Origin of the sequence: Pseudoalteromonas sp. APC 3224 (assembly GCF_030407535.1) — a bacterium.
In the GTDB taxonomy this organism is placed as follows: domain Bacteria; phylum Pseudomonadota; class Gammaproteobacteria; order Enterobacterales; family Alteromonadaceae; genus Pseudoalteromonas.
In genome coordinates this window covers 144,074-167,502 of record NZ_JASDDF010000002.1, presented here as the reverse complement: position 1 = coordinate 167,502, position 23,429 = coordinate 144,074, and the positions used below count along the sequence as shown (strand labels likewise).

Below are 23,429 nucleotides of genomic sequence, written 5' to 3'. Positions count from 1 at the left end.
CTAATTGAAATTACTGTTGCCAAATTAGACTATTTTTATAATCGAGGTCAATTGAATTACATTCAATCTACAATTTATTTACAGCAAGTAAGGTGAGGTGTTTATAATACCGAGGCGTAAGTAGCCATTTACCATTTAATTCTGCCAATCAACATATCTTTAAACATGACCCAATCACCCAATAAACTGTAAAACGGGTGCTTAAATGTGGCGGGGCGGTTTTTTTCAAAAAAGAAATGCCCAACCCATGCAAAGCCATAACCAATCACCGGTAATAACCATAACAATACGAATTGCGAGCTAATAAGCGCATAGCCGACTAGTAACAACACTAAACTACTGCCAATAAAATGCAGTCTGCGACAGGTTTTATTCCGATGCTCTTTTAAATAGAAAGGGTAAAAGCGTTTAAAGCTAGAAAAGGATTTAGTTTCTGTCATTACTCAACCTGCGAGTGCTTAAAAGTCGTTCGTTTATTTAAGCGCAATTTAGCGTAGGTTAACAGCGATAAATGACGTTTACCGCATCTCAATAGACAAAAGCAGTAAAAGTTAATAGGTTAGGTTCACTATAGATAAAATAATGATAAAGCAATGCTTAAAAAAACACTGACCTGTGCGGTTGTAATCGCACTTGCGGGTTGTTCACAACCTGCAGAAAACACCACTCAAAATAAAGTAAAAACAGCTATGAAAGCAGTTAACTCACTAGATTACCCTGAAACTAAAAAAGGCGCTGTGGTTGACACTTACTTTGGTGAAACCGTGGCTGATCCGTATCGCTGGTTAGAAGATGATATGAGTGATGAAACGGCTCAATGGGTTAAAACACAAAACAAGCTTACCTTTTCGTATTTAGAGCAAGTGCCTTACAGAGACACACTCAAACAGCGCCTTGAAAAACTCATGAACTACGAAAAAATCAGCGCGCCGTTTACTGAAGGTGATTACACCTATTTTTATAAAAATGATGGCCTGCAAAACCAGTACGTTTTATACCGCAGCAAAGACGGCGGTGAAGCTGAAGTGTTCTTAGATCCTAATACTTTTAGTGAAGATGGCACCACTTCAATGTCGGGTTTATCATTTTCAGAAGATGGTTCATTGTTAGCGTACCAAATTTCAGAAGGTGGTAGTGATTGGCGTAAAATCATTGTTATAGACACCGAGACCAAAGAGCAGGTAGAACAAGCACTAGTTGATGTTAAATTTAGTGGCGTTAGCTGGCTAGCAAATGACGGTTTTTACTATTCAAGCTACGATAAGCCAGAGGGCAGTGAGCTTTCTGCAAAAACTGATCAACATAAAGTGTATTACCATAAGTTAGGCCAAGATCAAGGCGAAGATACTTTAGTATTTGGCGATACAGCAGAACAAAAGCACCGCTATGTGGGCGCTAAAGCAACCAAAGATGGTCGTTTCTTGTTTATTAGTGCCAGCGTATCAACCTCTGGTAATAAGTTATTTATTAAAGATTTAACCAAGCCAGATAGCGAATTTGTGACTGTAGTGGGTAATACCGACTCTGATACCAGCGTAATTGACAACGAAGGCAGCAAGCTATTTTTGGTTACTAACTTAAATGCACCAAATAAAAAAGTAGTGACGGTTGATGCAAGCAATCCACAGCCTGAAAACTGGCAAGATTTTATCCCAGAAACTGAAAACGTACTTAATGTAACCCTTGGCGGTAATACGTTTTTTGCCAACTACATGGTTGATGCTATTTCAAAAGTGAAACAGTACAACAAACAAGGCGAATTGATCCGCGAAATTAGTTTACCAGGCGTCGGTACGGCGAGTGGCTTTGGCGGTAAAAAAGAGCAAACTACGCTTTATTACTCGTTTACTAACTACAAAACGCCAGGTACAACTTACAGCTTTGACGTGCAAAGCGGTGAGTCAAAAGTATACCGTAAATCAGGGATAGATTTTAATAGCGATAACTATACCTCTGAGCAAGTATTTTATACCTCTAAAGATGGCACTAAAGTACCGATGATTATCACTTATAAAAGTGATATTAAATTAGATGGCAGCAACCCAACTATTTTATATGGCTATGGTGGCTTTAATATAAGCTTAACACCTCGCTTTAGCCCTACAACAGCGGCTTGGCTTGAGCAAGGCGGCGTATACGCAGTTGCTAATATTCGTGGTGGTGGTGAATACGGTAAAGAGTGGCATAAAGCAGGTACACAATTGCAAAAGCAAAACGTATTTGACGACTTTATTGCTGCAGCTGAATACTTACAAGATAAAAAATACACCTCTAAAAAACGCTTAGCACTGCGTGGTGGTTCAAACGGTGGGTTATTAGTGGGTGCTGTAATGACTCAGCGACCTGACTTGTTTCAAGTTGCGTTACCTGCGGTAGGCGTATTGGATATGCTTCGTTATCATACATTTACAGCTGGCGCTGGTTGGGCATACGATTACGGTACTAGCGACCAAAGTAAAGAAATGTTTGATTACTTAAAAGGTTACTCGCCAATTCATAACGTAAAAGCAGGGGTTGAATATCCGGCGACTATGATCACTACAGGCGATCATGATGACCGCGTTGTACCGTCGCATTCATTCAAATTTGCAGCTGAACTTCAAGCGAATCAAGCAGGTACTAACCCAACGCTTATCCGTATTGAAACCAATGCAGGCCATGGTGCAGGTACACCAACCAGTAAAATTATTGACCTTTATGCCGATATGTACGGTTTTACGCTTTACAACATGGGCATTAAATCACTGTAGTGTGATTTTATAAACTAACGAAAAGCCGAGTTACGTAAGTGACTCGGCTTTTTTATGTTGACTAACCTGAGTTCAGATTAGCTAACTTATTGTATGGGGGAGAACAACCGTTGATAGGTTTTATAAGCGTATTCGTCGCTCATACCGCTTAAATAGTCACAAATAATACGCATACCTTGATTGTGTTTTTCAGCTTCAAGGTACAGTGCCTGCGTGGTTTCGGGTAATAAGCGCAGCGGATCGCTGGCAAACGCAGTAAATAATTCTATGAGTAGGTTTTGCCCTTTAAATTCTATTTGCTGCATTTGTGGGTCGCGTATTAAACGCTGAAATACAAAGTGTTTGAGGATCTGTAGCACATTTTCGTATTGCTGATCTAATTTTGCGGTGTGCTTTAAAATAGGGCACTCAAATTCATCGTTTTGGGTATCTAAATGAATATGAATAATAAAGGTATTCACCAGTTCGCCTATGGCGTCTTTTCGCTCATGTTCATACTTTGAAAATAACCGCTTGGAGAGTGACTCCAGCAAAGTGTTTAACCAGTCATAGTCAAGTGCTTGTAAATGCGGCAATGCATGGGTTAGCCAATCGTCTAAACTGAGCACATCCGTCGCTATGGCATCTTCAAGGTCGTGAACGGCATAAGCAATGTCATCAGCCAGTTCCATAATGGCACTGTCGAGTGATTTATAAAGGGTTTTAGCGCGATAAGCATCTGCGTGTTCTTGGCTAGATAATAACGCTTTATCACTTGCGCTAAGAGGCTCAATAATCCAATTAAATATCGCGGCATCGTCATTGTAAATACCTTTGGCTGGTCGCCAGTCATCGGCTTTTATAAACGCACGCTGTTTGTTTTCTTGTGGGATGTTATGCCAAAGGTTATCAATAAAAGCTGGGTACTTAATAAATCCTAACAAGGTGCGTCTAGTTAAGTTCATGCCGTAGCCGTTACTATAGGGCTCTAGCTTTGCCACAATGCGCAGTGTTTGTGCGTTACCCTCAAAACCACCATGATCACGCATCATATAGTTAAGTGCAATTTCGCCACCATGCCCAAACGGTGGATGGCCTATATCGTGGGCTAAACATAAGGTTTCGAGCAATCCAGTAGATGGAAAATGTTCAAAGCTTGGATGTTGGGCCTTTAAATGGCGTAATATGCCGGTGCCTATTTGCGAGACTTCTAATGAATGGGTAAGGCGTGTACGGTAAAAGTCGTTTAAGCCAATACCCATTATTTGGGTTTTAGCTTGAAGGCGCCTAAATGCAGCAGCATGAATGATTCGTGAGCGGTCGATTTGCCAAGGAGAGCGGTTATCGTTAGGGCGGTGCTTATATTGTTCAATTATTCTATTTTGCCACTGTTTATCCATGTCTCAACCTATCAATTCGTCTTCGGCTTTAGCACTTAGTATATTATAAATTGTAAGCAATAGGTGTATGAATTTCATTCGGTTGTTCAGTATTCGCGTTTATAAAGTGGCTTAGGTATAATGATGTTTCGTATGTATGTGACTACACCATACATAACTTAGAGTTAAATTGAGATAATACATGTTAAAAACTATTTTTCAGTTGTTGTTAGCCGCCGTTGTTATTTGGGCGTTGACCCTTCCGTTTATTGATGCTGATGAACTAGTATCAGACGAGCAAACCAGCTCTAACGACATTAAAAAAGAGAAGAAAAAAGAAAAACCATTGCACAACGTTAAGTTGCCAAAGTTCTCAGAATTCACTGATGTGAAAGAGAAAAAACATGCGTTTTTTAACTTTATTAAGCCTCATGTAGAAGCCGAAAACAAAAAGATTTTACAGCAACGTGCAAACCTTGAAATTGCACGCATGATGATAGAGCACAGTGAACCGCTCAGTAAAAAACAAACGGGTGATATTAAAAAAATACTTAAGTCGTACGGATTATCTGAAACCTTAGATACTATTACTTTAAGCCAAGCACTGCGCCGCGTAGACATCATTCCTAAAGAAATGGCCTTAATGCAGGCAGCCAATGAGTCTGCATGGGGTACTTCGCGTTTTGCACGAATTGGCTTAAACTTTTTTGGCCAATGGTGCTACAAAAAAGGCTGTGGCATGGTACCAAGAAGACGTAATAGTGAAGCCGAGCATGAAGTGGCTGCATTTAAATCGGTACGTGCAGCAGTAAGCTCTTATTTTAAAAATATTAATACCCACAATGCTTACAAAGAGTTACGTACTATACGCGAAGACTTACGCGCACAACAAAAACCTATTTTAGCGACTAAATTAACGTATGGTTTAATGTCTTACTCTGAACGTGGTGAAGCGTACATTGAAGAATTAAATACAATGATAAATCAAAACCGAGCGTACTTTAATGAATAAAATGGTATTAAAATTAGTTACAGCCAGCTTTTTTGCAATAGCCTCTAGTAGTGCGGTTGCTAAAGAGTTTGTAATGTCGTACGACGGTTTTTACGACCGTTTAAAAGTGGTAAACAAAGGGGACTTTCAGTACGCCCGCGTAAACTTTTATATTAGCGATATTGGTACTAACGAAGTATGTAGTATTAAGAGTGGTACTATTTTAACTGAAAAAAATGAGTACCCGCTTAATTATACCGACAAAGCGCAATTGCTATTACCGTTCGATAAACAGCTAGATACCGATAAAGCGGTGATTGTAGTTCAGCCAAAAAATCCGGTTCACGACTGTCAGTTAAAGTTACAAATAGAAGCTAATGAACTAGATGGACTGGCGTTATCAAAGCAATCGTTATTAGTTATTAATAATGAGCTTGAAGAGCTATTAACAGACCTATCTGGCTTTTTTGTTAGCAAACTAATGTGGTTTTTATTGCCTGAACAAAAAGGCGTGGTTGTTACCTTTAAAACTCCAAAGCAATTTGATGATGAGCGTATAACATGCGAAAAGTCAGTGTGTTATTTTGAAGTAACCGATAGCTGGGAAGATAACACAACCATATTAGCTGATATTAACGAGGTTGTTAAAGTAACGCCTTGGATCAGTAAGTAACCATAAAAATGGTAAACGTATAAAAGCGGCATCAACTATGATGTCGTTTTTTTATGACTAAATTAAATGATGGCAGAGGGGGCTTTTGCTAACAAGCTTTTTTCATCGTGGGTGACCACTCTATTTCGGCCTGTTTCTTTAGCAAGATAAAGCCGTTTATCGGCTTGCAACAACAGTTCTTGCATATTTAGTTCGCGCACTAACATGCTACTTACCCCAGCACTTACAGACAGTGCAATGCTATTACCATTAAAATAAAACGGGTATTCATTAATGCTACTACAAAGCTTTTGAGCTAACAGCCTAGCTTGCGCTAAGTTCTGTTGATTAAGAAAAATAGCAAACTCTTCTCCGCCAATCCGAGCAGTAACTCCAAGCTCAAAAAACAATTCGTTAATATGTTGTGCAATCCACTTTATCGCTTCATCGCCAGTTTCATGGCCGTATTGGTCGTTCACTTGTTTAAACAGGTCAATATCGAGCATGATCAACGATACTCTGCTGTTAAGAGGCGCGGTTTTAGTTATTTTTTTACATAGCTTAAAAAAACCTCGTCTATTTAAAAGCTGCGTTAATGGATCGTGATTCGCTAAATTAATTAGCCTAGACTCAGCATTAGCAAACTTAATAAACGGTAAAATTAGCGCAGTAGCGGTAGTTAAAAATAAATGCGTTACCAATAACAGCTGTAATCCAAAAGCTAAGCTGACTTGACTTATTTGGCTTGAGTAGAGCAAAACAAGGAGTACAACTTGCAACAGCATCACCACACTGTGTATTGCAAAACAGGCAACGAGTAAGCGTTGTTGGACTACAGCAACACTTGGAGTTTTAATCATTAAATACGCAGCGTAGCTAAATAATACAGCAGCAATAATACTGGTAATAATTTGCCCTGCATCAATAAGGTACACTGCAAGTAAAAGCGTGCAGCACATGGCGCTTGCATAGTATAAAGGCGTTAATTTTATCGCGGGCGCTTGGCTTTGTGGTATTAACCCTAAAATAATGAGTAATGGGCTTAAAATAATAAAAACGTAAGCAAAAAAATGGGTTAATAATGGAAACTCAATAAAATCTCTTAAACAAATTAGTGCAATTGCGGTAATAAACGAGTAACAGGCGGTAGCAAAAAATAAATAGCAAGGTTGTTTTTTGTATCTATAAACAGAAAAAAAGAACACAGCAATAAACAAGTTAAGAATAAAACAGAGGCTAATTAATGTAGGTAAATGAAGCATGTTTAAGGGGCTCTTTTAGCTAAGTGAAGGCGTTCATACAGTTATAAGTATTAGGTAGTGACACTAAAATAGCAAGGGGGTAAAAAGTATTAGCTTTACCCCCTACTACAAACTTAACCCGTTAAGGCCAGTAGCTAGACTAAACTTTCTAATGCAGCGTCAATTTTAGTAAAGTGAAAACGATAGTTATGGTCTAATGCTTTTTTAGGTACCACATACTGGCCAGTAGTAAGTAAGTCGGCCATTTCACCCATTAATATATTAAGCACCCCAGCAGGCATAGGCATAAACGCAGGGCGAGATAATGCTTTTCCTAATGATTTACTAAACTGCTTGTTACTTACCGGCTCAGGGGCTGTAGCGTTGATAGCACCAGATATTTCTTTATTGCGAATTAAAAATAAAATCAGTTGAACCATGTCATCTATATGGATCCACGACATACCTTGCTCACCATTGCCAATTGGGCCACCTACGCAAAGCTTAAATGCTGGTAACATTTTACCAAGCGCGCCGCCTTTTTTAGCCAATACAATACCGGTACGTAATAAGCACACTCGAGTTTCGTCAGACTCAGCCTTTAAAGCTGCTTGCTCCCAATCTTTGCACAGTTGGTGGCTAAATTCATCATGAGGCTCTGTATTGTTTTCATCAACTAGCCTGTCGCCTTGTCGACCATAATAACCAATTGCACTGCCAGATATAAAAGTATGTGGCGGGGTATGGCACTGCTTAATAGCATCACTAATCGCTTGCGTAACAATGATTCGGCTATCGCAAATGACTGCTTTTTGTTTATTACTCCAACGTTTATTTACAATAGGTTCACCGGCTAAGTTAATAACCACGTCAACGGTATTAAAATCAACATCTTCAAGGCTATCAATAGCGTTAACCTGGTGCCCTAACAATACTTTTGCTTTGGTTGGGTTTCTGCTCAGTACAGTAACATCGTGGTGGTGCAACAAGAAAGGGCAAAGGTGCCTACCAATTAAGCCTGTGGCGCCAGTAAAAAATATATGCATTGCAACTCCGAAATTATAAAAAAAGCAGGATGTTTAAAATTTATACTCTCCAGCTCAACGATTTGCAAACTTATACGTACCAATAATTTTTATGATCACCCTTAAACATTTCATTCTATTAGCTTTTGCCTTACACTAAAGCCAAATAACAGTAATAGGATAAGAGTATTGGCAAGTTTAACTGGGGTAAATAAAAGCTTAATAATTTTTGCCGCTTTGGTCATTGTGCTGGCGGGTATTAAAGCCGCAAGCGCTATTGTTATTCCGTTTATTTTGGCAGCATTTATAGCCATAATTTGTAGCCCACTCATTAATTTTTTTGCTCGTTACCGTATTCCAAAAGGCATAGCGGTAGTGCTTGTGGTGCTTATTATTATGGGCTTAGGGGTTAGCTTAGGCGGTTTAGTAGGGCAGTCGGTTAACGATTTTTCAAAACAATTACCTGAATATAAAGCACAATTAAAAGAAGAATTTGTATGGTTGGTTGATGTAGCCTCACAATACAATATTTTAATTAATAAAGAACAAATTTTGTCTATGTTTGATCCCGGCAAAATGGTTGATGTTGCCACCAATATGCTAACGGGTTTAGGTAGCGTAATGGCCAATATGTTTTTAATTATTCTAACAGTTGTTTTTATGCTGTTTGAAGGGCCGATACTTGGCAAAAAAATTCATTTAGCACTGGACGATCCCGACAGCAAAATTAAGCAAATTGACCGTTTTTTAGACTCTATTAACTCTTATTTAGCCATTAAAACCTTAGTGAGTTTAGCTACCGGTGTAATTGCTGGTTTTTACCTGTGGATACTCGATGTTGATTATTTTGTACTATGGGGCGTATTGGCATTTATGCTTAATTACATTCCTAACATTGGTTCAATCATTGCGGCTGTGCCAGCACTGTTACTGGCGCTTATTACGCAAGGTCCATTAGTGGCAGGGCTCGTCGGCGCGGGTTATTTAACTATTAATACCGTTATGGGGAATATTGTAGAGCCAAAATACATGGGTAAAGGCCTCGGGCTTTCTACCTTGGTGGTGTTCTTATCATTAATATTTTGGGGCTGGTTATTAGGCTCTGTGGGTATGCTGCTATCAGTGCCGTTAACCATGATTGTAAAAATAGCACTTGAAGCCAGTGATGAAGGGCGTTGGTTAGCTACTATGCTTGGCACAGGTGAAGAAACCGTTATCAAATCAGAAGACTGATACCTTATAAAGGCGTGCCTACATTGCACGCCTTTTAAATCATTAAATTAGCTAAGGCGCTATCTACAGCGTTTATAGCCCCCTCTAAATAGCCTGCATCTTGCTGTGCAAATTCACTCCCCACAAAATGCACTTTTAACTGTTTAAGCTGCTCGCTAAGCCCTGAAAAATTGAATTCAGGATGCTGCGATACACCTATTTGGTCATCTCTGTTGGCAACAAATTCATCCTCAGCCCAATCCTTTATAATGCAGCTTTTCGCTGTATAGGCTTGCTCACCGTAAAAATAGCTGAGCTGATCAAGGCAAGCTTGGGTTAATTGTTCTCTGGTCACTTTACTGCGCTGCAAGTAAGGCACGCCAATAAAGCCAAACAGAGCAGGGTAAGAATGCTCACTGGCTGACGCATCATGAACTTCTACCAATGGGCCTACACGGCTAAAACACTGTCCCGATAAATTTCTATCTCGCCAAAAAGCGTGCTCAAAAGTGGCAATAAACTTTGCTTGGCCTGCCATCCACGTAGGCACCGACGCTAAACGCTGTGCTAAACCATTATCAGCCCATAAATGCGGGGTTAAATGTTGGCTGATCATTCTAGGCGGTAACGCCAATAGTAACTGATCGCAAGTATAGTGTTGCGTACTCCCTTGGTAATTAGCGCTTATATGCCAGCCATCGGAGAGCGTTTTTACTTCGCTAACAGCGTGCTCTAATTTAACGGTGTTTGGCTCAAGCTGCTGATAAAGCAAATTGATAAGCTTGCTCATACCGTTTTGTATTCTAAATAACTGCATTTCGCCAGCCCCTGCAATTTGCTGTGCAGGGGCAGTATGCGATGCTTGATACAACACATCGCCTTGGGTGTATTGTTCAAACACGGGGATGTTTAAAGCAGCAACTAATTGTTGAATATTAGGCTGGTGCGGAAATATCCAGGTAGGGCCTAAATCGTGGCTAATGGTGTTACTAGTCGGTAAATAATGAGACGCAATTCTGCCACCTAAACTGGCTTTGGCCTCTAATAATAAAAACGGAATATCACGTTTTTTAAGGTTGTAAGCAGCATATAAGCCCGCTAAGCCACCACCAATAATAACCACAGGTTTATGCATTTTAAAATCACTTTAGCTAATTCAATCTACTGGTAGGTAGTTTGTGGTTTTTGTGAACTTTTGTCAAAACGTTTTATGGACTAATTGAATAAGCTGAGTGCGCCTCTATATTCAGGAAAATGAGCCAAGCGGAAACAGAGTGCTAATTAATTATGCTTTAAAATAATAAAAACTTAATGGTAGTAATATGTTAGCTAATTTGTTAAAACTATATAAAGAAAAAATAAGCGCGGCGCTGGTGTAGATATACGCGCTTCACGGACTATAAAATTGTCAGCCATACTTAAACAAAGGAAGGTTTATGAAAAAGGAAATAACAACAATATTTAATGCACTAGCAACATTTGCGGCACTGCTAGCGATAACTGTACACGAATTATTTTATTATGAGCCATACTCTGAATCGAACACCATTTTCGTTGATTTGTTGTTTGAATCTTCATTGTTTAAATTACTATTCTTATTGGGAATGCTAATAGCAATGATGCTAGTTTTTGCAGAGATTTTTCGAAATATATGGAATCGATTATTTACCGATTTATTCAAGTTTCGAGATATTAATTTAAATGAGGCGTATTCGATTACCTCCCTATTAATATTAGTACTTTTCGGTTGATGGCTATTGTGTTGTCTTTGCTATTCACGTTTTCTTTGAATGCGTTTGCTCAAGAGGATAGCTCAGCAAAAGTAGCCCAGATATTAGGGAATACAATACATATTACTGATCTAGAAATAGATTTGAGGTTTTTAAAAGGATATAAGCGCTCTTATCCTGGTTTATCAGAAGATGATGTGCTTGATAAAATGCGAGCAGATAAATTAACTTCAATAATTTGGAAACGAATTATCCAAAAGTTACCTGATGAACATAATTTAGAACCAACAGCTGAAGAAGTAGAAAGTTTTACTCAAGCTATGCATCGATTTAGCTCAGAGTCATCAACTGAGACATTAACTTCTGAAATGAAAGAAGCTTCATTTAGAGCAAATAGAGACGTCGTTAAAACTTACAAAATTAGTAAGTATCTTTATGAAACGTATGGAGGCACAGTTATTTTCCAACAAGGAAACCCTCATGAACCTGTAGGTGCCTATCGTAAACTTCTAGAAGAGTATAAAGCCCAAGGGAATTTTAAAATTTATAACCCAAAATATGAAAAAGCTTTCTGGGCGTATTATTTGAGAAAACACCCAATGGTTATTCCAGAGGATAAAGTTGATTTTTCCAAACCATGGTGGGAAAAAGCACAGGTTGAGTAGTGCAATTCAAATACCTGAAGTTTGCTTATGATTATCGAGCATTGCTTCTACCTTTGTATATTACTAGTCCAAGTCGCAAATAATATAAACAAGAATAAGGGTAAAAACTAAAATGACTCAAAATAATAAAATTAACTATATTGAGATTCCTGCACAAAATATTGCAGCTACTAAGGCCTTTTTTAGTGACGTGTTTGGCTGGTCATTTGAGGATTATGGCTCAGAATATTGTAGTTTTACAGGGCAAGGTGTTGATGGTGGTTTCTTTAAATCTGACTTGGTTGTTTCTACTAAAAACGGAAGCCCGTTAATTGTGTTATACAGTAATGCCCTTGAAGCGACTCAAAATAAAATTGAGGAGGCTGGAGGCAAAATAATTAAGCCTACATTTTCATTTCCAGGTGGTAGACGATTTCACTTTAGCGACCCAAATGGAAATGAATTTGCGGTGTGGTCAGAGTAATCACATTACAAAGTCTATAACTACAAAAATGCAGCCTTTAAGGCTGCACTTCCCAAAATACAAATAAACTAACCACGAAATTAACAAGAAACAACAAATAATGTTTAATTAGGAACTTGTTAAAGCCCCATTTTAAGCTGCTGAATGAATTGCTCTATCATTGCTATTTCACACTCTTTATAAGTTACTACAGCTTCCAGTGAATTAGGTTGTTTTAACATGTAACGCCACTGGCAGCTTTTTTGTATGTACTTATCTTTGGCGTTAATACTTTGTTTAAACAGTGATAAAATGATGGTATTACCAGTTTCACTTTCTAATTCGGCCAGTTCAAAAGTGCGCTTTTGGATCCAACTGTCTTGTTGCTGTTGCACTTTATTTAATTTGGCATCTAAACATTGTGTGTAATCTTTAATTTGCTCTGGCAGGGCGTTGCTTTGCAATGTACATTGTTGCTCAGCAGCCATACTTTGCTGTGCCCATAACAATAATAGGCTTAAGCTAAAACAAAGGATGTAGTTATTTTTTTTCATGATAATTAAACTCGAGAATAAATTCTGCACCGCCTAAACGTTGCGACTGAGATATAGTTAACAGCCCGTGATACGACTTAACTAAGTCAGATACAATAGCCATTCCAACACCGTGTCCGCTTTCGTAGGTATCAAGGCGCGTACCTCGTTGTAACAATGATTCACGTTTATCAGGCTTGATCCCAGGGCCGTCATCACAAATGCTTATACTGAGCGTTCTAGCTTGTGAAACATTAATACTGACTTGGGAGCGGCAGGCTTTGCAGGCATTATCTATTAAGTTGCCTAATAACTCCATTAAATCGGTTTTATCACCTAAAAAATAATCTTTATCGCTCACTTGGCAATTAAATATAATGTCTTTATCTCGGTATACTTTACTCATTGCACTTAAGATAGAATCGATAACCGGCTTGATAGGGGTTTGCTTTTTCCATGTATCGGAAGCACCTGTGGCTGCACGTTTTAATTGGTGCTCGATCATCACATTAATTCTGTCTAGTTGTTCTTGTGCATCAGCATCGTTAGCTAATGGGCTTGATTTTAAAACAGCTAACGGCGTTTTAAGTGCATGGGCTAAATCGCTAAGAGAGGCGCGGTATCGCTCTTTTTGGCGTTGCTGCGACTCTAATAGTAAATTTAGGTCGGCTTTAATGGTTTGCAGTTCAACGGGGTATAAGCCTTTAATTTCTTGAATATCGCCTGATTCAATGGCTTTTATTTCTTTATCTAGACGTTGCAGAGGTCGTGCACTCCAAATAAAACCAATGGCCATTAACCCTGCAATGGCAATCCCCATAATAAACATCCAATCGACTAAGGTTTGCTTAAAGCCATCCATTAAACGCAGTAGGGCATCGTTACGTTTTAATAAAATAAAGCGTGCTTGCTCTGATTGGTCAATATTATTAAGTATTACCGTTAAACTTAATTGCCAGTAGGTGGTGTTGTTATACACCACACGTCTGAAATCGGCAGCGCCTGCTTTGGGTTCTATATATTGGGGAACAAAGTTAACGTTAACCGCCGACTCAGAATGCCAAATAGGCATGTCGTCACGGTAAATCATGGCGTAGGTGTCTGAGTTTAGGTTGTTGAGTTCGGGGGTTAAAATAGAGCTGGGCATAATAATGCCACGCTCGGTAAAATCAACTTCGGAAATAAGTGAATACAGGTGTGCTTCGAGATTTTTTTCGGTGGCATCAACAAGTGACGCATAATACGCCTTACCTATGGAGTAAAACAAAATAGGTAGAGCGACTAACAAAACAAAGACAAGGATAAATCCTTGCCTTATTTTTAACGAAATTTGCGGTGTTACCACTGGCTTTTAAGCCTGTAGCCACGCCCACGCAGTGTTTCCACTGGGTTAAGCACGCCATCTGGGTCGAGTTTTTTACGCAAACGTAGTACAAACACTTCAATTACGTTCGAATCAAGGTCAAAGTCTTGGTCGTAAATATGCTCTGTAAGCTCAGACTTTGAAATTACTTTTTGTGGGTTAACCATTAAGTATTCGAGTACTTTGTACTCATACGCAGTTAAGCTCAGCTCTTTATCGTTTACCCATACTTGTTGTGAACGTGTATGAATTTTAATAGGGCCTGCTGTCATTTCTGGGTTTGCTTTACCAGCACTGCGACGAATAAGCGCATTACAGCGAGCAATCAGTTCTTCCACATGAAATGGCTTAGTTAGGTAGTCGTCAGCACCGGCATCTAGGCCTTCTACTTTGTCTTGCCAACGATCGCGCGCGGTTAAAATCAAGATAGGAATAGTCACCCCTTGGGCGCGTGCTTTATTTATTAGCTCAATACCGTCTATTTTAGGTAGGCCTAAATCAACTACAGCCATATCTAAAGGGTATTCAGTGATGTGAAAAAGGCCCGCTTCACCGTCGTGACATAAATCAACACTGTAACGCTCTTTTTCTAATGCATTGCGCAGGTTGTCTGCCAAATGTAAATCATCTTCTATTACTAAAATTCGCATTGGTTAATCCTTTTTCACTTCGCCAGTTTTCTTGTTTATTTTCAAATCGACGACGTGGCCGTCAGCTTTTAAAATTCGTACAGTAAAAAAAAGTGTTTCTTCAGAGATCTTTAACGTTGTACCGTCTGTAGTTTGTTTTGCAAGTATTACTGCTTTTTTTTTACTTACCTCAACTTTATCGGTTTTGCTTTTGGTATTGTTTGCGTGGGCAAAATTAGCCAAACACACTACCGCGATTAAATTGAGTATTAATAATACACGCATTACGGAACTCCTAGAACAGACCTGCCTAGCTTAAAAACTAAGCCATTAAAACTTTAATACCTTGCGGCGTATTTAAGTTTTTAGTAAGCAAAGTTTAATTAAAAATGAGTGAACAAACCCTGAATTGCTGGTTGCAGTTAAACAGGGTGGTCATAGTTTAATTAAGCAGGGAACACTTTTTTAAATGGTTTAACAATAGAGTTTTCATATACGCCACCGGCAACATAAGGATCATCTGCCGCCCATTCTCTGGCGTCTTCTAAAGAATTAAATTGAGCAATCACTAAAGAACCCGTAAAGCCTGCATCTTGAGGGTCTTCACTATCAATGGCTGGAAGTGGGCCTGCGGTTAATAGTCTGCCTTCGTCTTCTAGCGTTTGTAAACGCGCTAAATGAGCTGGGCGAGCCGCCTTACGGTGCTCTAAACTATTTTGGACGTCTGTTGAATAAATCATATACAACATAAAATTACTCTCAAAACTTGTTAAATTTAATTAACTGCATACTAGCATAGCGTTGATAAATGGTGAATTAAAAGTGTTTATGGCGATGTTTACAGCAAGAATGTTTTTTTACACGGTAATTGCTTGAAAAGCGTTGCGTAACACTGGTAGAGTCCCTTGGATAAGATAAATAATAACAAGGTTATTACATGAGTGAAAATAGAGAGCACTTTAGCTCCCGCTTAGGATTTATATTGGCAGCGGCAGGCTCTGCTGTGGGTATTGGTAACTTAGTAGGCTTTCCAGTTTCTGCGACTAAGAATGGCGGTGGTGCATTTTTGCTCGTCTATGCTTTGTTTGTCGCATTCATTTGTTTACCCGTAATGATGGCTGAAATGGCCATGGGTCGTCATGCACAAAAAGACCCGCTGGGTGCATACAAAAAATTAGCTAATAACGACAAAAAATGGAAATTTGCTGGCTTTTTAGCGGTATTAACGCCGTTTATGATTGCTGTTTTTTATATGGTGATCACGGTGTGGATTTTTGGTTACTTGAGCCAAACCGCGCTGGGTAATTTAGATATGCTGGCAAACCCTGGACACTTTGGTGAGTTTATAAATAGCTATACCGTGTTTGGTTATATGGCGCTGGTAGTAGTTATTGTTAACCTAATTTTGGTCGGTGGCGTAAAAGACGGCATAGAAAAAGCAGCTAAATTTTTAATGCCAGCTTTATTTGTCATGCTTATTATATTGGTGGGTTACGTACTCACTCTTGATAACGCCATGGCCGGTGTTAAGTACTACATTATTCCTGACTTTAGTAAAATGAATGCCAGCGTGCTGAATGGCGCATTGAGCCAAGCGTTTTTCTCATTGTCGTTAGGTATGGGTATTTTAATTACCTATGCATCTTATATCTCGAAAAAAGATGACATTGTAGGCAGTGCTAAAATGGTCGCTATTACCGACTCACTGGTTGCGTTTGTAGCAGGCTTAATGGTGTTACCGGCTATTTTTAGCTTTGACCCAAATACCGATCCGGCTAAGTTATCTGACTCGTCAGTTTCAATGATTTTTGTCTACCTTCCAAAAATTTTATTAGCGTTACAAAATGATATTGGCTATTTTGGCGCATCAGCCGTGGCATTTATTTTCTTCTTATTAGTATTTTTTGCTGCTATTACATCACTGGTATCTATTGTTGAAGTACCAACAGCAACACTAAGCGATCGTAAAGGCATTAGCCGTAAAAAAGCGCTGGGCATACTCACTTTATCAACCGGTATATTAACTATTTTGTGTATTATGTCGTTTGGTATGATTGACAGCCTAACTACTTTTACTAGCTACGGTAGTGGTAATAAGAGCTTTTTTGATGTTGTTTATGACGTATTTTACGACACAATATTGCCTTTAAATGGTTTAATGGTGTGTTTGTTTGTAATGTATAAATGGAAAAAAGTTCGCTTAAGCGAAGAGCTAAGACAAGGCTCTCCTAATTATGCTAATAGCTTTATGGAAAAGTACGTTAACTTTTCACTGCAAACCTTTATTCCAGCGATATTATTAATCATTTTTGTAAATACCGTTGCAACGAAGTTTTTTGATATCAGTATTTTTGGTTTTTAATTTAAACTAAATCTAAATAAGCCGCGCCTGTCGCGGCTTTTTTATTGCTGCTTGTTAATTCAGTGCACCAGAGTCTAAATAGTCACCCATCCCTAGGGTAAACATCCATATGCCCCATAAGCTGTGCTCAAGAACACAGGCAAAGGTTGAGCGGCTTTGTGCGTAGGTATATGCAAATAGTAATCCGCCTATAAATGCTAAACTTACTGCAACCCAATTAGCGTAAACAATATGTGCCAGTGCAAATACACTCGCACTTATAATAATGCGTAGCCATTTACTGGGCATAATGCGCTTATAACGATGAAAAAAGTAGGTTCTAAATATTAATTCTTGTGGGATCACCGACAATAAAGGGTAGAGCATTAATAGCATTAGCCAGTCGGTGAGATTTTCACGAGGTAAAGTAAACCAGTGTCCTTGGTAAAGTAAGTTGTAAAATACCCCCGAAAATAATGCGCCAATAAAGAAAAAACTAAACATGCGGCGCTTCACAGCAGAAAACTGCCCCAAGCTAGTTAATCTAAAACGTTTAAAGTGGCTGTCGTTTAATAACAACATACAGCACACACTCATGAGGATGATCAGTGCTGGAATAAGCCAATTAGATAAATATTGGCGAATATTAAAGCCAATTAAAGGCAGAATGATAAAAATAAAAGTAAATTCAAACCAGCGGTATTGATTAGCGTTCACGTTTGCTCACGGTGATTTTTATTTTACCTTAGCAAACGATTAAGACATCTTTATGACTATAAAACAGTCAAGCTGATTATATTTAAACCCGATAGCTCTTACTAAGGCTCTTGGTTCCCAGTTAAGGTTGACTTACCCCCTTGCAACCCTTAGCCTGCCTGCTTTTATTTTTACATCATTGTATTGCCACGTTAATAGGTTTAAGCCTAGGCGTGTATTTAGGAGCAAAAAATGAATAAAGCAGAACTGGTTGCAGCCATTGCGGATGCGAGTGAATTAACAAAAAAAGACGCACAAGCTGCGTTAACTAGCTTACAAAAAGTGATTACAAAGTCGTTGTCTGAAGGCGATCAGGTGCAAATTTCAGGCTTTGGCACTTTTGCACTTAGCTATTACCCAGCGCGTACTGGTCGTAATCCACAAACTGGTGCAGCGATTGAAATACAAGGGGCTAATAAAGCCGTATTTAAACCAGCAAAAGCGTTAAAAGAGCGCCTTTAATTTAAAACTTTAGTGCCTGTAAGTTCGCTTCTTCCCCAAAAGCCACTATTTAGCTTACAGGCTCTTTGCTTCATTACTTTTGCCTGTAGTATCTGCAATCAGTGTAAATAATTTACATTGCTGGCTTATTCATATTTATAAAATCTTATTATATTCAGCGTGTTATATTTGGTATGTGATATGCAAATACAGTTATGTATTGAATGAAATAAGGAGTATTTAATGAGTAACTTACATAACAGTAATCGTTTACAAGGTAAGAAAATTGCCATTTTAGCCACCGATGGATTTGAGCAAAGCGAGTTACTCTCGCCACAGGCTGCTTTACTTGAAGCGGGCGCCGATATTGAAGTTGTTTCTATTAAAGAAGGGCAGATCACCGCATGGAATGAAGACAAGTGGGGTGAAAAAGTAACCGTTGATAAATTAGCAGCCAATGCAAATACCGCTGATTACGATGCGCTTTTACTACCTGGTGGTTTGTTTAATCCCGATAGCTTACGCCAAGACTCGGATGCTAAGGCATTTGTAGATGGTTTTTTTGGAGCAAAGAAAAACAAACCCGTTGCCGCTATTTGCCATGCGCCGTGGTTACTCGCAGAGATTAACAAGCTCAGAGACAAAAAGGTTACTTCATATCCCAGTATTAAAAGTGATTTAATTAATGCCGGTGCTAACTGGGTCGACCAAGAGGTGTGTGTTGATCAAGGCTTAGTGACTAGTCGCAGCCCAGCAGATTTAGACGCGTTTAATGCTAAGTTTATAGAAGAGATTCTTGAGGGTAAGCATCAAGCCCATTAAGTTTGCAGTTTAAATAAAAAAGGGCATGTTACATGCCCTTTTTTAGTGATTAAAAACGCCGTTGATTAAAGCGCTGTTGCGGCTTTCATCTCGGTTACAAATGTTTTTAATTGTGTAGTCATTGCATTTAAATCATGTAGGTTTGCTTCAATGATTTTTACTACTGCAGAACCTGAAATAGCACCCGCAGCACCGGCTTTAAGCGCGGCTTTTACATCATCAGGTGTTGAAATACCAAAGCCTAATAATGCAGGCGCACTGTGGTACTCTTGTAAGCGCGAAACCACGTGTGTTGCAGGCATTTGTGCTTTAGTATCGGTGCCTGTTACCCCTGTACGAGACAGTAAGTAAGTGTAACCGCGACCGTACGATGCACACTCACGCAACGTATCGTCACTGGCGTTCGGCGTGGCGATAAATATCGGGTCAATACCGTTTGCCATGGCGGCTTTTCTAAACATTTTAGACTCGTGTAATGGCACATCAGCCACTAAAATAGAGTCAACGCCTACTGCTTTTGCATCAGTGTAAAACTTTTCTAAGCCACGTTTAAAGATTAAGTTTGAATACAGTAATAAACCAATAGGGATGTCGGCATTGTACTGGCGTATTTCTTTAATAATATCAAAACAATCTTGTGTATTAATGTGCTCATCTAAAGCACGAATATTGGCCTTTTGAATAACAGGGCCGTCGGCAATCGGGTCTGAAAACGGAATACCTAGCTCTAGTCCATCTGCGCCGCCATCAATTAGGCTTTTAATAATTTCGATGCTTTGCGCTTTACCCGGATCGCCAATAGTCACAAACGGTACAAACGCACCTTGGTTTTGCTCTTTTAGTGCAGCAAACATTTGTCCGTAACGGTCAGTTTTTACTTGGCTCATAGTTGACCTTCCTCTGATAATACCTTGTGTACGTGGGCTAAATCTTTATCGCCACGACCACTTAAATTAATAACAATAATACTGTCCTGCGTTTGCTCTTCTGCATATTCGAGGGCGTAGGCTAGCGCATGACTTGATTCTAGTGCCGGAATAATACCTTCGTGCTTTGCCAGTGCTTGAAAGGCATCAAGTGCTTTGGTGTCGGTAATGCCTACATATTGAGCACGGCCAGTTTCGTGTAAAAAGGCATGCTGTGGCCCTACAGCTGGGTAATCTAATCCCGCCGATACAGAGTAAGACTCTTCAATTTGGCCATCTGTATTTTGCATAATATAAGTATAAGTGCCGTGTAAAATACCTTTAGTGCCTTTACAGATGGTTGCGCCATGTTCGTGCGTGTCTAACCCTTTACCTGCAGGTTCAACGCCAATAAGCTTAACGCTTGGCTCGTCAATAAAATCAGTAAACATACCAATGGCGTTTGACCCACCGCCTACACACGCAATAACCGCATCAGGCAAACGTCCTTCGGCTTTAAGTACTTGTTGTTTTGCTTCTTCACCAATTATTTTTTGATATTCACGTACAATTGTTGGAAAAGGGTGAGGGCCCGCGGCTGTACCTAAAAGGTAATGAGCCTCTTGATAATTTGCTGACCAGTCACGCAATGCCTCATTAACCGCATCTTTTAGTGTGCCCGAACCTGCCGTTACTGGAATAACTTCAGCGCCCATGAGTTTCATTCTGAATACATTTGGCTGTTGGCGTTCAACATCTTTTGCACCCATGTAAATACGGCATTTTAAGCCAAGCAATGCACAGGCAAGTGCAGTGGCTACACCATGTTGGCCGGCGCCGGTTTCTGCTATGACTTCTTTTTTACCCATGCGTTTGGTAAGCAGTGCTTGGCCTAATACTTGGTTTGTTTTGTGCGCACCACCGTGGAGTAAATCTTCACGCTTTAAGTACAGTTTTACTTTTGGGTTTTTAACTAAGTTACGCGTTAACGTAAGCGGCGTAGGGCGACCCGCATACTCGTTAAGTAATTTACTTAGCTCTGCCTGAAACTCAGGATCTTTTTGTGCTTTATTAAATTCGTTTTCTAACTGCTTAAGCGCAGGGACAAGCAGTTCCGGTACAAACATACCGCCAAACTCGCCAAAATAAGCTGGATTTTGCATTTTAACCTCAATAGTTTCTGATGCTTGAAAAAGCATGATTTAATTTTTTTGCGCACTTTTTACCAGGAGACTGCTCTACACCTGAATTTAAATCAAGTCCTAAAGCTCCGTGATAGAGGGCATCGCTAATATTGTCTGGGTTTAAGCCGCCAGCAAGCATAAATGGGGTGGTCGCATCACGCAGTACCGACCAATCAAATGTTTTACCTGTGCCACCCGCGTGTGAATCACTGTGGGTATCGTATAAATGGCGATCTGCGCCTGCTACGGGTTGTGGTAAAACATCTTTTATTGCCTGTGCTTTCCAAATTTGGCAATTACGTGGTAATTCACTACGTAATGACGCAATGTATTGTTCATCTTCTTGGCCATGTAATTGAACGGCTGATAATTTAAGTTGTTTAGCGTGTTCAGCCACATCAGGTATAGCAGCGTTAACAAATACGCCAACAAATTTTAAAGGCGCACTTTGACTGATTTCTTTAGCGCAATCTAAATCAACAAAGCGGGGGGATTTAGGGTAAAAAATCAACCCGCCATACACAGCGCCATTGCTATAGGCTGCAATAGCATCTTGATTGCGGGTTAAGCCGCACACTTTGTTTTCGCCTAATATAACGCGACGACATGCTTGTATTAGATCAGCTTCAGCCATTAATGAGCTGCCAATTAAAAAGCCATTACATAAAGGGGCTAAGCGTTTTACATCTTGATGGGTGTAAATACCTGACTCAGAAATAACCACTTTATTTTCAGGAATAAGTTTACGTAGTCGTTCTGTGGTGGCTAAGTCGGTGCTTAAATCACGCAAATCTCGATTATTAATTCCAATTATTTGTGCATTTAGTGCCAGCGCACGGTGAACTTCTTCTTCGTTACTTACCTCAGTTAATACTGACATATTTAATGAGTCGGCCACTTCATGCAGTGTTTTATATTGCTGATCGTCAAGCACAGATAGCATCAGTAAAATAGCGTCGCCGCCATAAAGACGTGCCATATAAACTTGGTACTCATCAATAAAAAAGTCTTTACAAATAAGCGGCTGTTCAACTTGGCTACGTACAAATTCAAGGTAATCAAAGCTGCCTTGAAAGTACTTTTCGTCAGTTAACACACTCATACAAGTGGCATACTGCTTATACGCTTGGGTGATTTCTGTTAAATCAAATGGCTGACGAATCAACCCCTTAGAGGGCGACGCTTTTTTGCATTCTAAAATAAACTGCGTACCAGATGCTGCCAGTGCTTTGTAAAAACTACGCTCAGTCGGTTTGGCTTGGTGCTTAAAGCTATCTAGTGGGCGTGCAGCCTTACGCTCGATTAGTTCTATTTTTTTATCAGCAATAATTTTGTCTAATACATTAGCCATGACTTACCTCAATAATTGCATTTAATGTGTCCATGGCCTTGCCTGAACGTAATAAAGAGTGTGTTATTTGTGCACCTTGTTTTAACGACTCTGCTTGGCCGGTTAAGTACAGCAATGCGGCCACATTAACAACAATTGCGGCGTTGTGTGCCTCAGTGCCTTTACCTTGTAAAATAGCAAGGCTGGCGTTTGCATTGTATTGTGGGCCTTCACCGGCTAATTGTTCAAGTGAATAGTTTGCAAGGTCAAAATCACTTGGACTGAGTGTGTACTGAGTAATTTTACCATTATTAAGCTCTACAACCTGTGTTGGGCCATGTAAGGCAATTTCGTCAGTACCAGAGCCGTGCACTATCATAGCGCGTTTAGTGCCTAGAGTATTAAGCGTTTGTGCCATTGGCAGACATAAAAACTCATCGTACACGCCGAGTAATTGCACCTCAGGAGCGGCTGGATTAGCCAGTGGCCCAAGAATATTAAAAATGGTTCGGGTTTTTAAACTGGTACGCACGTTCATCGCATGACGCACCCCACTGTGGTAGTGCGGTGCAAATAAAAAGGTAAAATTTGTGCTCTCTAAACAACGAGCAGCGACCTCTGGGGTCATATCGATATTGATCCCCAGTGCTTTGAGCAAGTCAGCAGACCCAGAATTACTCGACACGCTTCGATTGCCATGTTTTACCATATTAATACCTGCCGCGGCCGCCACAATTGCCGCGGTTGTACTGATATTGATAGTGTTTGAACCATCGCCACCGGTGCCACAGCTATCAGCAAGTAGTGTTTTATTAGTGGTAAAGGCCACGGCATTTTCACGCATTGAAGCGGCAGCACCGGCAATCTCATCGCTTACTTCACCTTTCATTTTAAGGCCAATAAGTAACGCAGAGAGTTCAATGTCGCTCATATTACCTTGCATAATTTGATCAAATAGCGATTTTGCTTGCACGTAACTAAGTGACTGCTTTGTGATGATGTGCTCAATGGCGTGTTGAACATTAAGCGGGCTGTGTAATTGATTAGTCATAATGTTCC

24 protein-coding genes are annotated in these 23,429 nt (G+C 39.7%); 9 read left to right on the top strand and 15 right to left on the bottom strand.

Annotation, left to right across the window (positions count from 1 at the left end; translation table 11 throughout):
• Nucleotides 1-128 precede the first annotated feature (128 nt).
• Nucleotides 129-440 carry a DUF962 domain-containing protein gene (locus tag QL989_RS01785; RefSeq protein ID WP_178956179.1) on the bottom strand — a complete coding sequence of 104 codons (312 nt, stop codon included), beginning with the start codon at nt 438-440 and terminating at the stop codon, nt 129-131.
• 153 nt (nt 441-593) lie between these two features.
• Between QL989_RS01785 and QL989_RS01780 the strand changes: the two genes are divergently transcribed.
• Nucleotides 594-2,750 carry a prolyl oligopeptidase family serine peptidase gene (locus QL989_RS01780; RefSeq protein WP_290167745.1) on the top strand — a complete coding sequence of 719 codons (2,157 nt, stop codon included), beginning with the start codon at nt 594-596 and terminating at the stop codon, nt 2,748-2,750.
• A gap of 86 nt (nt 2,751-2,836) precedes the next feature.
• Here QL989_RS01780 and QL989_RS01775 read toward each other — a convergent pair whose 3' ends face one another.
• Entirely contained in the window at nt 2,837-4,129 is a 1,293-nt protein-coding gene (locus QL989_RS01775; protein WP_290167742.1) for an anti-phage deoxyguanosine triphosphatase, read from the bottom strand.
• Nucleotides 4,130-4,310: 181 nt separating this feature from the next.
• Between QL989_RS01775 and QL989_RS01770 the strand changes: the two genes are divergently transcribed.
• Both QL989_RS01770 and QL989_RS01765 read left to right on the top strand, forming a co-directional pair.
• The gene (locus QL989_RS01770; RefSeq protein WP_290167740.1) at nt 4,311-5,120 is read left to right on the top strand and encodes a glucosaminidase domain-containing protein; all 810 of its coding nucleotides are present in this window, start codon (nt 4,311-4,313) and stop codon (nt 5,118-5,120) included.
• Nucleotides 5,113-5,772, top strand: a complete 660-nt coding sequence (locus QL989_RS01765) for a DUF2987 domain-containing protein (protein ID WP_356775985.1) — start codon at nt 5,113-5,115, stop codon at nt 5,770-5,772. The genes QL989_RS01770 and QL989_RS01765 overlap by 8 nt, the downstream gene beginning before the upstream one ends.
• Before the next feature lie 62 nt (nt 5,773-5,834).
• On the opposite strand, the gene QL989_RS01760 is transcribed toward QL989_RS01765, so the two are convergent.
• Nucleotides 5,835-7,013: a GGDEF domain-containing protein gene (locus QL989_RS01760; RefSeq protein ID WP_290167737.1), complete on the bottom strand. Its 1,179-nt coding sequence runs from the start codon at nt 7,011-7,013 to the stop codon at nt 5,835-5,837.
• Between the two features lie 134 nt (nt 7,014-7,147).
• Nucleotides 7,148-8,038 (bottom strand): TIGR01777 family oxidoreductase, encoded by an 891-nt coding sequence (locus QL989_RS01755; protein WP_290167734.1) that lies wholly within the window; start codon nt 8,036-8,038, stop codon nt 7,148-7,150.
• A 168-nt stretch (nt 8,039-8,206) separates the two neighbouring features.
• Between QL989_RS01755 and QL989_RS01750 the strand changes: the two genes are divergently transcribed.
• Nucleotides 8,207-9,250 (top strand): AI-2E family transporter, encoded by a 1,044-nt coding sequence (locus tag QL989_RS01750; protein ID WP_010390257.1) that lies wholly within the window; start codon nt 8,207-8,209, stop codon nt 9,248-9,250.
• A gap of 34 nt (nt 9,251-9,284) precedes the next feature.
• On the opposite strand, the gene QL989_RS01745 is transcribed toward QL989_RS01750, so the two are convergent.
• A complete protein-coding gene (locus QL989_RS01745) occupies nt 9,285-10,364 on the bottom strand; it encodes an FAD-dependent oxidoreductase (protein WP_138605963.1) in 1,080 nt (359 codons plus the stop codon).
• 615 nt (nt 10,365-10,979) lie between these two features.
• Here QL989_RS01745 and QL989_RS01740 point away from each other — a divergent pair.
• Both QL989_RS01740 and QL989_RS01735 read left to right on the top strand, forming a co-directional pair.
• Nucleotides 10,980-11,624: a hypothetical protein gene (locus tag QL989_RS01740; RefSeq protein WP_290167728.1), complete on the top strand. Its 645-nt coding sequence runs from the start codon at nt 10,980-10,982 to the stop codon at nt 11,622-11,624.
• Nucleotides 11,625-11,736: 112 nt separating this feature from the next.
• Nucleotides 11,737-12,087: a VOC family protein gene (locus QL989_RS01735; protein ID WP_290167725.1), complete on the top strand. Its 351-nt coding sequence runs from the start codon at nt 11,737-11,739 to the stop codon at nt 12,085-12,087.
• Nucleotides 12,088-12,206: 119 nt separating this feature from the next.
• Here the strand turns inward: QL989_RS01735 and QL989_RS01730 are convergent, their stop codons facing one another.
• The 5 genes from QL989_RS01730 to QL989_RS01710 form a co-directional block, all read right to left on the bottom strand.
• The gene (locus QL989_RS01730; protein WP_138605969.1) at nt 12,207-12,620 is read right to left on the bottom strand and encodes a hypothetical protein; all 414 of its coding nucleotides are present in this window, start codon (nt 12,618-12,620) and stop codon (nt 12,207-12,209) included.
• Nucleotides 12,607-13,944 carry an ATP-binding protein gene (locus QL989_RS01725; RefSeq protein WP_138605971.1) on the bottom strand — a complete coding sequence of 446 codons (1,338 nt, stop codon included), beginning with the start codon at nt 13,942-13,944 and terminating at the stop codon, nt 12,607-12,609. Before QL989_RS01725 ends, QL989_RS01730 begins: the two co-directional genes overlap by 14 nt.
• Nucleotides 13,938-14,612 (bottom strand): response regulator transcription factor, encoded by a 675-nt coding sequence (locus QL989_RS01720; protein WP_010390247.1) that lies wholly within the window; start codon nt 14,610-14,612, stop codon nt 13,938-13,940. Before QL989_RS01720 ends, QL989_RS01725 begins: the two co-directional genes overlap by 7 nt.
• Nucleotides 14,613-14,615: 3 nt before the next feature.
• On the bottom strand, nt 14,616-14,876 hold the full coding sequence (locus tag QL989_RS01715; RefSeq protein ID WP_010390245.1) for a PepSY domain-containing protein: 261 nt from the start codon (nt 14,874-14,876) through the stop codon (nt 14,616-14,618).
• Nucleotides 14,877-15,037: 161 nt separating this feature from the next.
• Entirely contained in the window at nt 15,038-15,340 is a 303-nt protein-coding gene (locus tag QL989_RS01710; RefSeq protein WP_054201050.1) for a YciI family protein, read from the bottom strand.
• A gap of 188 nt (nt 15,341-15,528) precedes the next feature.
• Here QL989_RS01710 and QL989_RS01705 point away from each other — a divergent pair, with 188 nt between their 5' ends.
• Nucleotides 15,529-16,953 (top strand): sodium-dependent transporter, encoded by a 1,425-nt coding sequence (locus QL989_RS01705; RefSeq protein WP_010390240.1) that lies wholly within the window; start codon nt 15,529-15,531, stop codon nt 16,951-16,953.
• 54 nt (nt 16,954-17,007) lie between these two features.
• On the opposite strand, the gene QL989_RS01700 is transcribed toward QL989_RS01705, so the two are convergent.
• Nucleotides 17,008-17,649, bottom strand: a complete 642-nt coding sequence (locus tag QL989_RS01700; RefSeq protein WP_138605975.1) for a CPBP family intramembrane glutamic endopeptidase — start codon at nt 17,647-17,649, stop codon at nt 17,008-17,010.
• 231 nt (nt 17,650-17,880) lie between these two features.
• On the opposite strand from QL989_RS01700, the gene QL989_RS01695 reads away from it, so the two are divergent.
• Nucleotides 17,881-18,150 carry an HU family DNA-binding protein gene (locus tag QL989_RS01695; RefSeq protein WP_010390237.1) on the top strand — a complete coding sequence of 90 codons (270 nt, stop codon included), beginning with the start codon at nt 17,881-17,883 and terminating at the stop codon, nt 18,148-18,150.
• Nucleotides 18,151-18,372: 222 nt separating this feature from the next.
• Nucleotides 18,373-18,951 carry a type 1 glutamine amidotransferase domain-containing protein gene (locus QL989_RS01690; RefSeq protein ID WP_193049212.1) on the top strand — a complete coding sequence of 193 codons (579 nt, stop codon included), beginning with the start codon at nt 18,373-18,375 and terminating at the stop codon, nt 18,949-18,951.
• A 65-nt stretch (nt 18,952-19,016) separates the two neighbouring features.
• Here QL989_RS01690 and trpA read toward each other — a convergent pair whose 3' ends face one another.
• The 4 genes from trpA to trpD are packed head-to-tail and all read right to left on the bottom strand — an operon-like array spanning nt 19,017 to nt 23,421.
• The gene (gene trpA / locus QL989_RS01685; RefSeq protein WP_290167713.1) at nt 19,017-19,838 is read right to left on the bottom strand and encodes a tryptophan synthase subunit alpha; all 822 of its coding nucleotides are present in this window, start codon (nt 19,836-19,838) and stop codon (nt 19,017-19,019) included.
• Nucleotides 19,835-21,019 carry a tryptophan synthase subunit beta gene (gene trpB / locus QL989_RS01680; protein ID WP_010390233.1) on the bottom strand — a complete coding sequence of 395 codons (1,185 nt, stop codon included), beginning with the start codon at nt 21,017-21,019 and terminating at the stop codon, nt 19,835-19,837. Before trpB ends, trpA begins: the two co-directional genes overlap by 4 nt.
• A gap of 7 nt (nt 21,020-21,026) precedes the next feature.
• Entirely contained in the window at nt 21,027-22,391 is a 1,365-nt protein-coding gene (gene trpCF, locus QL989_RS01675) for a bifunctional indole-3-glycerol-phosphate synthase TrpC/phosphoribosylanthranilate isomerase TrpF (protein ID WP_290167709.1), read from the bottom strand.
• A complete protein-coding gene (gene trpD / locus QL989_RS01670; RefSeq protein ID WP_290167707.1) occupies nt 22,384-23,421 on the bottom strand; it encodes an anthranilate phosphoribosyltransferase in 1,038 nt (345 codons plus the stop codon). The genes trpCF and trpD overlap by 8 nt, the downstream gene beginning before the upstream one ends.
• Between the last annotated feature and the right edge of the window lie 8 nt (nt 23,422-23,429).